The following is a 12,509-nucleotide window of genomic DNA, read 5'->3' on the forward strand; positions in this document are numbered from 1 at the left end:
GAATAGATTATGAAAACATTTGGAGCAAGCAAAGAATTTTTATTAGATGAAGCCCAAGAATGGGAAACTGTAGGAGAAGGTGTAAAAAGAAAAATTATGGGATATGATGACAAAATCATGCTGGTTAAAGTACACTTTGAAGCAGATGGTATTGGTTATGAACATAAACATTACCACTCTCAAGTAACCTATTGTATAGATGGAGAATGGGAATTTACTATTGGAGGTGTTACTCAAACTGTAAAAGATGGAGATTCAGTATACATCCCACCAAATGTGCTTCATGGAGCAAAATGTACTAAATCAGGTATTTTGATAGATGTTTTCAGTCCTATCCGAGAAGATTTTATGGAATAACACTGTTAAAATTCATAATTAATTTGTTTTAACAAAAAATTAATATATATTTGGGAAACCAATCTGGTAAACCAATTTGGTTTTCCAGATAAATTACTAACTAAATGTATAATGCTAAACAAAATCAAAAATTAATATGAAAAAATAGTACAAAAAAAGGATAGGTGCACGCCTATCCTTTAAAAATCATTTACTTCTTTTAGGAGGGAAGTAAAAACTCAAAACATGCATTACTTTCATAAAACATGTGTTCAACAAAATTACAAAAAATTTTATCAGAACGGTTGTTTTTAATAAAGTGATTTTTTAGCTGTATAATTTCTATAAGCTAAGCAAAAGTAGGAGACTACTAATTAAACTTTAAACAAAAAAAACTAATTATGAATTTAAAAACTAAGCTAACACTAATTGCGATATTGTTCTTCAATATTGTGTTAATTGCACAGAATAGTACTGTGGTTAAAGGAGCGGTTGTGTCTGCTACAGACAACATACCAATTCCTGGTGTAAATGTTATTGTGCTAAATACCACTAAGGGTACTACCACAGATTTTGACGGCGCATATCAAATTCAAGTGAACAAAGGCGAAGTCCTACAATTTTCTTATGTTGGATTTCAATCTCAAACCGTAATAGTAGGAGATCAAAAAACAATTAATGTAGCGCTTACCGAAGATTTAGCGCAATTAGATGAGGTTGTTGTTGTGGGTTATGGAACTCAGAAAAAATCACATCTTACCGGTTCTATTTCTAAAGTGGTGAACGAAAGTTTAGATCAAATAGCTGTAGCAAGGGTTGACGATGCATTAATAGGACAAGTTTCTGGGGTAAACATTTCTGCGTCAAATGCAGAGGCTGGAGGAGCTCCTACTATTAGAATTAGAGGTACGGGCTCGATATCATCTGAATCTGGTCCTGCAGTGGTTGTAGATGGTGTGATTGTAGACCCTGACTTTCTTGGAACTCTAGACATGAATGATGTAGAATCTTTTGAGGTTTTAAAAGATGCAGCTTCTGCTTCTATTTATGGTAGTGAAGGAGCTAATGGGGTAATTATGATTACTACCAAGACGGGGAAAGCAGGAAAAACAAAATTTAGTTATGACACTTACACGGGTTATAAATCAGCTTTCGGGAGTGATGATTATAAGAGAAATGCTACCGATTGGGCAGCTGTAGAATTGGCTGAGACGGAGTCTATTTCTAATGGTAATTTGTACGCACTAAAACTAATAGAGGTAACAGGTATTGATAGAGATTGGCAAGATGTTATCTTTGATGGAGGCTTCATTACAAGTCATTCTCTTTCTGCAAGAGGTGGTACTGAAAACACAAAATTTAGTGTAGCTTTAAGATATCTTCACGATGAAGGCGTTGTAATTTTTGATGATTACAAAGTGTATTCTGCAAAATTAAAAGTAGATTCTAAATTGACCGATAAGCTTAAATTCGGATTGAGTGCTACACCTTCTTATTCAAAACAAAGAACAATACCTTCATCTTCATCTATACATAATTCTATAAGACAATCGCCTTGGTTACCTATTTATCATACAGCAGAAACGCTTCAGTTTATAGATAGAGATGCGTATCCAAATGTTGGGATAGGAGATTATTTTCGAGAAGATCATTTGGATGAATTGGATATAAATGGCGATGGTAGTAATACAACCCCGCGTACTTCAGGAGATCAAAACCCTTATGCACAACATGCTGAAAGAGAACATTATCAGTTTAAGACCAAATTATTAGGGTCTACATATTTAAGTTATGAGATTTTAGAGGGTTTAACAGCAAAAACAAGTTTTGGGGTTACTTTAGAACAAAGTAAAAGAACAAGGTGGGATGGAACACAGCATCACCATGGAGATCCAGCAAGTTATGAGTTGAGAAATAGATTTAGATCTAGATTGATTTCAGACAATACCTTGTCTTATAATAAAACAATTGGTGATCATGAAATAAGTGTATTAGCGGGTACGACAATTCAAAAGAGAAAAACGGAAACGACTACTGTTGAAGGAGGCGGATATTCAAATGATTTGCTTAAAAACTTACAGGGAGCAACAATTATCACCAAAGCACCAGATGCCCAAATAAATCTTAAAATTAGAAAGATTGGTTATTTTGGTAGGGTTACCTATGCTTACGCAAATAAATACTTATTTAATGCTTCAATTAGACGAGATGGTAGCTCTGTTTTTGGTTTAGAATCTAAGTGGGGTAATTTCCCTGCAGTATCTGTAGGGTGGAATGCGCATAATGAAAATTTCTTAAGTGATAGTAATGTTCTAAGCAAATTAAAGTTTAGAGCGAGTTACGGTCTTACAGGTTCTGAAAACTTTAATGTTGGAGACGATTTAACTAATACTTGGCCTTATTTGGCGCTATTACAAAGCACCAATGCGCTTACGGATGAGGGCGCTATCGCCGCAGGTTTTTCACCTAGAAATATTGCCAATGCCTTATTACAATGGGAGTCTTCTAAAGAGTTTAATCCCGGAGTAGATTTTGGTTTTCTTAACAATAAAATAACAGGCTCTTTAGATTACTATAAGAGAACAAGTGATAACTTATTGTTAAATCAAGATGTTTCTTATGTTACTGGGTTTAGTGGAGGAATCGTAAATAAAGGAGAAGTAGAAAATAGAGGTTGGGAACTTGAATTGAGAACAAAAAATATTTCTTCAGAAAATTTTTCTTGGAATACGACCTTAATAGCATCGACCAACACAAACGAATTAATGGATTTTGGTAACGACAATGGAAACCTTGGAGTGGATACATTTGATAGAAATACACAATGGATAAACTTGGTTGGTAATCCGATTTCTTCTTTTTATGGCTATGTTGCAGATAAGGAAATAACAACGCAATATTGGTCTACTCCCTATAATAGAATTAACGGGCAGGCTGAGGATATTATTGTTAAAGATTTAAATGGAGATGGTTTAATTACAGATGATGATAAGACCATTCTAGGAGATCCTTATCCAGATATCACTTGGAGTTTAACCAATGAATTTAAATTTGGGAATTTAGATTTTTCTTTTATGATTCAAGGAAGTCAAGGAGCTCAAGTAAGAAACGTTGGAGATCAATATTTCTATCATTTTAGTGGCGCAACTGTTGACGGTGGTGCAGAACAGTTGGTGGATGATGGGATTATTGATGATGTCTCGTTTCTTCAAGCGAAAATTTTTACAGACGATATTGTCCAAAATGCAGGATATTTTTCATTACGTAATGTAAATATTGGTTATAAATTCCCAGAGGATCTTACATCAAAATTAGGGATGTCATCAATACGGTTATATGCTAGTGGACAGAATTTACTATATATTACTTCTGATGATTATCACGGCTTTAATCCAGAACATATTGACTCTAATGATTCACCTATAACATATGGATCGCAAAGAGCAGGTACACCTTTGTATAGTACTTACTCAATTGGTTTAAATGTTAATTTTTAATTAAAAAAAAGTAATCATGAAATATTTAAAAAATATAAAATATTTAATTATTGCATTAACAGGAGTGATATTTATTTCTTGTGATGTAGATGAGTTTTTAAACCCGCTGCCAGATACTGCTATTGCTGCAGATGGATTCTTTCAATCAGACGCAGATGTTTTAGCTGGGATTATTGGAATTTACGACGCCTTACAAGGGGTAAACGAAAATACAGAATCGAGTAACTCAAATTACAATAGGGGCGTGCAATTTGAGTTTCTTTTGACCGAGCACCGCTCAGACAATACAAGAAGTGCGACTCTCGAAGGCTCAAGAGCAGATTTTCACAGGTATGTAACAGATGCTAACAACATACAATCAGAAGATTATTATCAATCGATGTATGAAATTATTTTTAGAGCAAATAATATTCTTAACTATGTTGATGCAGCAGATGCTTCAAATATTTCTAAATACACAGCAGAAGCCAAATTTTTAAGAGCCTATGCTTATTTTAATTTGGTTAGACTGTATGGAAGTGATAATGATGCTATAGGAGGAGTGCCATTGGTAACTGCCGTGGCAGAGTCCAATGAAGATGAACTACTCTTTACCAGAGCACCTAAAGCAGCAGTTTATGCACAAATTGTTTCAGATCTACAAGATGCAGTTGCCAATTTAGATAATAGTTATAAAGCTAGAGCTTCAAAAGCGGCAGCACAAGGGATTTTAGCTAAAGTGTATTTATCGCAACCAACCCCTAACTATACTGGAGCAAAAGATTTATGTGAGGCTATTATAGTTGATGGGTCGTTTAGTTTACAAACTGATTTTAATGATGTGTTTTACAATGAATTGAATAACGAAGTTATGTTTGTTATTCGATATGAGTTTGGAAATCCAAATGAAAGCCAAGGTTTTACGGCTGAATTCACCTCTTTTAAGCGTCAAGGTAGACAGGATGGTTTAAACATTGTTAACCCTAATTTAGTAGAAGATTTTACTTTAAATGGAGGGAATAGAACAGCAGTTTCTTATGCTGTGTTTGGTGATCCATTAGATCCTTCAATTGAAGTTACAAAGTTTTTACCTGAAGGGACTGATATTACTACAGACCCAGCTGCTCCAACTTATGGTGCTAATCCTAGAGATGCTGGTAATGATTGGATTGTATTACGTTATGCCGATGTATTATTAATGCATGTAGAAGCTATTATGGCAGGCACGGGTAATGCTAATACTCCAGCTGCTTTAAGCTCATTCAACGCTGTTAGAAATCGTGCTGGTTTAGCTAATGATGCTGATGGAATTATAACACAAGAAGAATTGTTACTAGAAAGACGCGTAGAATTGGCTTTTGAAAATCAGCGTTTATTCGATTTGTTAAGATTTGGAGTTGCCGATGCTGTATTGCAAGATCATTCTGCAAGAGATAATGATGAAGATATAACAGTTTATCCTAGCTATAATGCTAGAGCCTTATTGTTACCAATTCCATCTAGAGAAATTAATTTAAGTAAAGGGCTTTTAAAACAAAATCCTGGTTACTAATAACATAAAAAATTAGAAAACATGAAACAGAAATTGAATGCTTTAAAAAACACTATGGGTTTAGTGTTAGCTCTATTAGCTATAACTTTCGTGGTAAGCTGTGAAGAAGCTTTTGAGTTTGATTTACCCGATACAGGTTCTATTCCCGACCTCACTTTGCCAGAAGCAAACTTTAGCTATACTCCAAATCCAGTAGATTTTAAAATAGTTTCATTCACCAATGAATCTAATGAATCTACAAAATATAAATGGGATTTTGGTGAAGGCGTAGTATGTGAAGAAGATACTAATGGTGTTATTGTTTGTGGTACAGAAAATACTTCAACAGAAACAGATGTAGCCTTTGTAAGATTTGATGCTGGAGAAGGTGATTACGAAGTAACACTCACAGCTCTTGATGCAAATGATGCATCAGGAATTATTAAGCAAATAGTAGAAATAAGAGATGTATTTGTGCCTATTAATCCAATAGTTATTAATGGAGATATGGAAGAAGGTTTTAATCCTAGTTGGAAAATTGATGACACTACTGGGATATCTAAGGATACCCCTAATACTTCTAGTGATGGTGCTCCGTTTTTATATGATGGCACTCCTGCTCCTGGTAAAACTCGAGGCATGAAATTTTCAGCTAGTGCTTCTAATCCTGCAAATCAAGGTAGTAGAAGATATGCATATCAAGCTTTAACTGTGTCTCCAACAACAGCCGATCGTACGGTTAAGTATGTTATTGAGTATATGTATGCTATAAAGGTTGCCGCTACTCCTGGTAGTAATATAACAGTGCAAATTTTAGATGGTCACTTTGATGCAGCACTTGATGCTATAGCTAGTGCACCTTTGACAGAGTCAGTTGCTAGTGAACTTAATGGTAAAGGAAACTTTGTAACAGTTAAAAAGGAGTTTACTTCTAATGAGAGTGGTTTAGTTTCAATTTGGATTTCTGGCGAAACAGATCAGGATGCATATATAGACAATATAAATGTGTATCCAAAACCATAATAAAATAATAATAAACAAGTAGAAATTATGAATTTATTAAGAAAAGGAATATTTGCCTTACTAATAACAGGGCTTATAGTCTCATCATGTGAAGATGATGACACGATAGTTGCTCCTAATGAAGGCGACGGAGGTACGGGACTAACAGAGATTACATTTCCAAGTCATGCCATAACTGTTAAAATTGAGGATGGAGACGGAACTATAGTTACTGTGCGCCCACAAGGTCTGGGGGTTACGTCTTATGTAGTAGATTTTGGAGATCCAAATAGTACGGATGATGTTATAACAATTACAGAAGATGCCGGTACAGCTACTTACGATTACCCTAATAATGTTGAAGAAGAAACTTATACAATAACGGTAACCGCAAAATCCAATCAGGGTTTCCCAGATGTTGTTCAGACTAGAAATGTAACAGTGGAGCATAAACTTACTACGTTATCTTCTTCACCTTCATCACCAACTATCCTTGATGAAAATGTATATGCTGTTTTTAGTGATGGTATTGAAATTGATGGTGCTTTTACTGCTTATACAAATAAATTGTCAGGGGCTAATTTTGATAGTGATGATGCAGAATATAATGAAGTAGAAGTTGGGGATATAAAAAATAAAGTAATTCAATATTCTAGGCTACATAATACTATTGCTGCATCTATTACTTTCGACCCTGTAATTGTTATTGCAGATGTTTTTGGAACGGGATCTTCCGCAGATTATCTTCACATGGATCTTCATTCTATTCATGAAATTGGTATTGATAAAGTAAAAATAACAATGGGAGGTAAAACTTTTGAGCAAACCTTAGAAAGTGATACGTGGACAGGTATAGATATTGATTTTGCTGCTGAAGGAATTACTCAAATAGATGAAATAACGTTAGAACTAGCTACAGGAGGCACTGCAAATAATGAGGCAACTCTTAATGTAGATAACATCTATCTTTATAGAGAACCACTTTCAGTTCCCGATTTCACTTTTGATGATGTAGCAAGTGATTTTGATGTTACATTTACAGATGCGTCTTTACTCGCAACCAGTTATAGTTGGGATTTTGGAGATGGTATAGGTAGCTCAACTGATGCAAATCCAACATATAGTTATACTGATGATGGTATGGAAAGAACATATATGGTAACATTAACAACTACAAATTTTATAAATAAACCAACTTCTATTACAAAAGAAGTTACTGTAGGTGGACCAGCAGGTCCTATTAATCCAGAGATTTTATGGGGAGATTTTAATGGGAGCTCTGGTGATGTGTACCCGCCTTGGAAAATAGCCAACACTCCTGGGAATTCAAACCCTTTTAGCGGTTCTTCTGATGGGTCTTGTACAGAATATGACGGAACAGAAACTGGATCTAAAACAAGAGGAGCAAAATGGTCATCTGGTAATAGTGCTGATGATATAAATGGTGCTGCCGACCCTGATGATACTAGATATGCATACCAAGCAGTTACGTTAAGTCCTAATACAGATTATATTTTTGAGTTCGAATATGCTATAAAAACAGGAGGAGCCGAAACTAACAGTGTAGTTGCTGCAATTTTAAATGGTCATTATAGTGACAGTGATGTTGCTCTTGCCAGTAATCCTTTGGTTGAGCATATTGGTACCGAAGCAAAAGGAAAGTTTGCAGACAATTCTTGTTCAGGAGGAACAACAGTGAAACTTCAGTTTAGATCCAACTCTGTTGGTGAAGTATCTATATTTATTTACGCATTTACAGATGTAGATGCTTTTGTAGATAATGTTAAAGTTTATCCAGTAGAATAAATTAGTATCATGAAAAACTTCCGAAGAAATATATTGCTAATTGGATTAATAGCCTTTCTATCTGTTAACGCTACTTCTCAAAACAAGAAAAGTAGTGTTACAGAATCGGATGTGAAAACTGAAAAGAAGAAAAGAAGAAAAAAAAAGAAGGTTAAGCTGCCTAATATAGATTTAAGCCATTGGAAAGTTACCTTACCTGTAGCAAATGATAAGGGCAAACCTATTGAAATAGACCCACCAGAAATATTGAATTTTGCCAATATAGAAGTAGCTAAGCCATATATGTATATAGATTCTACAAAAGGAGCTATAGTATTTCATGCGATGCCAACTGATTCCAAAACTAGGAATACCAAGTATACACGGTCTGAGTTAAGAGAGCAAATGGTACCAGGAGATAATAATGTTAATTGGACGTTTGCTGATGGAGCCTATATGAAAGGTAAAATAGCCATGGAAGCTACAACTAGAGATTCTGATGGCAAGTATCATAGAACTATTATCATGCAAATTCATGGGCGTTTAACCAATGAACAGCGAGATTTAATTGGTGAAGATGACAACAATGCGCCTCCCATTTTAAAAATATATTGGGATAAAGGTAAAATTAGAGTAAAAACTAAAGTGCTTAAAAATTTAAATGCAACCTATGAAGAAATGTTACATGAAGATGCATGGGATAATGATGATGGTTTTAATTTTGAAGAGGAAGTTGGATTTAGAAAATTCACACTAGAAGTAAAAGTTTCTAAGGGTAAAATGGTTATTATTCTAAATGGTAATGAATTCAAAGTTTATGAAAATATTCACATGCGAAGGTGGGGTATTTTTGAAAACTATTTTAAGGCAGGTAATTATTTTCAATCAAGAGACAAAGGGTCATTTTCAAAAGTTAGGTTTTACGAATTAGAAGTAAGTCATTAATTAAAATTTATATAATAAATTATAATGTCAACAATAAACTATATTAAAAAGCTTTTTTTAGGAATGTTTTTAATTCTTATTACTAGCCTAAACTTTAGTTGTATGAATGGAGGTTCAGATGATGTGCCTGTTGCTGTTGGTAATGAGGATGATAATGGCGATGAGGAAATTATTAATGATGAGGAAGAAGTAACTTATAAGCTGCCAGAAATTGATTTAAACAATTGGAAAGTAACGTTGCCTATTGGTAATCCAACAGAAGTAAAACCTCCAGAAATTCTAAATTATGGAACTAACGAAACTTTGAAACCATTTTTTTATAACGATTCTATAAATGGAGCATTAGTATTTTATACATATCCAGGAGCTTCAACAGCAAATTCTTCTTACTCTAGAACAGAGTTAAGAGAGCAAATGGTGTCTGGAAGCAATAATACAAATTGGACGTTTGGACAAGGAGGAAACATGAAGGGAACACTATCAATGGATGAAATATCAAAAGATAGCAATGGTAATTATCATAGAACCATTATTATGCAAATTCATGGTAGGTTAACCAATGCACAACGAGATTTAATTGGACAAAAAGATAATAATGCACCACCAATGCTAAAAATATATTGGAATTATGGGTATATAAGAGTGAAAACAAAAAAGCTTAAAGATATTAATGTGTCAGATGTAGATATTTTGAAAACAAACTCATGGACAGATGATGAAGGGTATAATTTTTCAAAATATGTAGGCTTTGACAAATTTACATTAGAGGTAAAAGTTACAAACGGTCGCATGGAAGTGATTTTAAATGATGAAGAATCTGTTGTTTATAATGATATACATATTCAAAAATGGAACGTTTTTGAAAATTATTTTAAAGCAGGGAATTATTTATCATCAATTGATGCAGGAGCATTTGCAAGGATTAAATATTATAATCTGGAAGTGACTCATTAATATTTATAAAATAATAGACATAAAGAGAATAATATTTTTATTATAGTTTGAGTTTAGTTTAAGTTAAATTTCACTGGTCATTTAATGACCAGTGAAATTTGACAAAAAAATCAAAGAATATTGTGTTGTTTTGTTTAAATTTAGGCAGGTTTTTTGGTTAACCAATTTGTTTGAGTTGTGAGATTGACAATAAAAGGAAATAAATTAATCACTATAGGAATCATTGTATAGAAGTTGTATTAGCATCTTATTGGAGCGTTAAATTAGAGTGTATGAAATTAGAGGTACTTACGGTAAGCGATAATCAGGAAATTCAAAATTCAATAATCGTTAAGATTAAAGAATTAATAAACTATAAAAATCTTGAACCAGGGGATAAACTTCCTTCCGAAAGAATGTTATCCGAAAAATTTGAAGTAAGTAGAAGCAATGTTCGTGATGCCATTCAAAAGTTGGAATTTTATGGCATATTAAAATCGATTCCCCAAAGTGGAACTTTTGTTGCCAACATTGGTGTTATTGCTATGAATGGGATGATTGATGATATTTTAAGATTAGAGTCGCCTAGTTTTAAATCTTTAGTAGAAACAAGAATTTTACTGGAATTAAAAACAGTTAGATTAGCATCCTTGAGACGTACAAATAAAGATTTAAAAAAAATCAAAGAAGCACTAGATGCCTATGAAAAAAAAGCATTATCAGGAGAAGATGCAGTTCAAGAAGATTTATTGTTTCATTTAGCAATTGCAAAGGCAAGTGGGAATAGTACTATGAATACCTTTATGCTTACTATAACGCCACAAATAATTATGAATTTTGAGAAATATCATGTTTGTGATAAAAGATTATCAGTTTTAGGAATTAATGAGCATAAGGAAATTTTTGAAGCTATTAAAATCCAAGACCCTGTTTTAGCAAAACAAAAAATGAAAGACCATTTTAGTATATTATATCAATATTGCTATAATGTGAAATAAAATAAATTGATTTGAAAAATGAGAATGCACGCTCTCATTTTTTGAATAAATATATTAGGAGGGGAGTGTACTACACAATATAGTCAAACTATATTATTATGACATTCAATACGGCACATGTTGTCTTTTCTTAAGCGACGTTCATTCGTTTTAGAAAAACCTTCTATTTAATAATATTAATAAACGAAATAAATGAAAATTAAAGGCTTACGTTGGTGGATTATCACATTAATTTTTATAGCAACTGTTATCAATTACATTGATAGAACAGCTTTTGCTTTGCTTTGGCCAGAAATGGGTAAAGACTTAGGTATGGGTAAGTCTGATTATGCAATTATGTTAAACGTATTTATGGCGTGTTATGCCCTAGGTAAGTTTGCATCGGGTAAGTTATATGATAAAATAGGTACCCGTTTAGGTTTTACAGTTTCAATTATTATATGGTCTCTAGCATCGGCTTTTCATGCATTTGCTAGAGGAATAATAACGCTTTCAATTTTTAGAGGCTTATTAGGTATTGGAGAAGCGGGTAATTGGCCTGGAGCAGTAAAAAGTAATGGTGAATGGTTTCCTGTTAAAGAAAGAGCAATAGCTCAAGGTATATTTAATGCTGGAGCGTCAATAGGAAATGTAATTGCACCATTTGTAATTGTTTTCTTGTACACACAATTTGGGTGGAAAACAACCTATATTATTTTAGGAGCTGTAGGTATGTTATGGGTAATTCCTTGGTTGTTCTTAAACAAATCTACTCCTGAGAAGCATCCATGGGTCACTGAAGAAGAAAGAACTCTAATTGTGGCGGATAGAATAGAAAAGGATGAACTTATTCATAATAAAAAGGTTAAAAGTTTAAGTGTAAGTAAAATATTAAGTTATAAACAATCATGGGGTGTATTATTCTGTCGTTTCTTTATAGAGCCAATTTGGTGGTTTTTTGCAGGTTGGATGCCAATTTATTTAAATGATAAATTTGGATTGAGTATAGAGGAAATAGCTAGCACGATGTGGATATCTTATTTAATGGCTGCTGTAGGGAGTATTTTGGGAGGTATGTTTGCGGGAGAATTAATGAAAAAACGTTCTGTAGATTTCTCTAGAAAAGCAACTATAGCGTTAGGAGGGCTTTTAATTTTAATAGCCTTTGTATGCATAATTACATTTGTAGGAGAAAACAATTTCATGACGTTTATATACTTAGCAGGACTTGCATTATTTGGGTTTCAATTCGCTATAGGTAATATACAAACAATTTCAAGCGACCTCTTTAGAGGGCCGTCTGTAGGTACTTTAGCTGGATTAGCTGGAACTATAGCGGCTGTATCACCAATGATAATGAATTGGTTTGTAGGTCAAATTACAACAAGTTCATATACACCCGCATTTATTGCGATATGTGTCGCAGTGGCGTTAGGAGTTCTTTCAATATTTGTATTTATAAAAAATATAGGACCAGTAAGAAAAACAATAGATTAATATTAATTATCAATAAAAGAATTTAAA

General features: G+C 33.4%; 9 protein-coding genes. All 9 read left to right on the forward strand.

All coding sequences use genetic code 11. The features are described from left to right. Positions 1–9: 9 nt before the first annotated feature. The 9 genes from Q0739_RS06475 to Q0739_RS06515 all read left to right on the forward strand — a co-directional run bounded on the left by Q0739_RS06475 (position 10) and on the right by Q0739_RS06515 (position 12,482). Positions 10–357 (forward strand): cupin domain-containing protein, encoded by a 348-nt coding sequence (locus Q0739_RS06475; RefSeq protein WP_298237888.1) that lies wholly within the window; start codon positions 10–12, stop codon positions 355–357. 380 nt (positions 358–737) lie between these two features. After that, positions 738–3,833 (forward strand): TonB-dependent receptor, encoded by a 3,096-nt coding sequence (locus Q0739_RS06480; protein WP_298237889.1) that lies wholly within the window; start codon positions 738–740, stop codon positions 3,831–3,833. Between the two features lie 16 nt (positions 3,834–3,849). Continuing rightward, entirely contained in the window at positions 3,850–5,364 is a 1,515-nt protein-coding gene (locus Q0739_RS06485) for a RagB/SusD family nutrient uptake outer membrane protein (protein ID WP_298237890.1), read from the forward strand. 21 nt (positions 5,365–5,385) lie between these two features. Further along, on the forward strand, positions 5,386–6,366 hold the full coding sequence (locus Q0739_RS06490; RefSeq protein WP_298237891.1) for a hypothetical protein: 981 nt from the start codon (positions 5,386–5,388) through the stop codon (positions 6,364–6,366). 27 nt (positions 6,367–6,393) lie between these two features. Beyond that, positions 6,394–8,151 (forward strand): PKD domain-containing protein, encoded by a 1,758-nt coding sequence (locus tag Q0739_RS06495; protein ID WP_298237892.1) that lies wholly within the window; start codon positions 6,394–6,396, stop codon positions 8,149–8,151. 9 nt (positions 8,152–8,160) lie between these two features. Then, a complete protein-coding gene (locus tag Q0739_RS06500; RefSeq protein ID WP_298237893.1) occupies positions 8,161–9,075 on the forward strand; it encodes a polysaccharide lyase family 7 protein in 915 nt (304 codons plus the stop codon). A 24-nt stretch (positions 9,076–9,099) separates the two neighbouring features. Continuing rightward, positions 9,100–10,029 carry a polysaccharide lyase family 7 protein gene (locus tag Q0739_RS06505; protein ID WP_298237894.1) on the forward strand — a complete coding sequence of 310 codons (930 nt, stop codon included), beginning with the start codon at positions 9,100–9,102 and terminating at the stop codon, positions 10,027–10,029. A gap of 272 nt (positions 10,030–10,301) precedes the next feature. Next, the gene (locus Q0739_RS06510) at positions 10,302–11,006 is read left to right on the forward strand and encodes a FadR/GntR family transcriptional regulator (protein ID WP_298237895.1); all 705 of its coding nucleotides are present in this window, start codon (positions 10,302–10,304) and stop codon (positions 11,004–11,006) included. A 192-nt stretch (positions 11,007–11,198) separates the two neighbouring features. Beyond that, positions 11,199–12,482, forward strand: coding sequence for an MFS transporter (locus tag Q0739_RS06515; RefSeq protein ID WP_298237896.1), 1,284 nt, complete (start codon positions 11,199–11,201; stop codon positions 12,480–12,482). The last annotated feature ends 27 nt before the right edge of the window (positions 12,483–12,509 follow it).

It is taken from the genome of uncultured Algibacter sp. (assembly GCF_947487605.1).
Taxonomy (GTDB): Bacteria; Bacteroidota; Bacteroidia; order Flavobacteriales; family Flavobacteriaceae; genus Algibacter_D.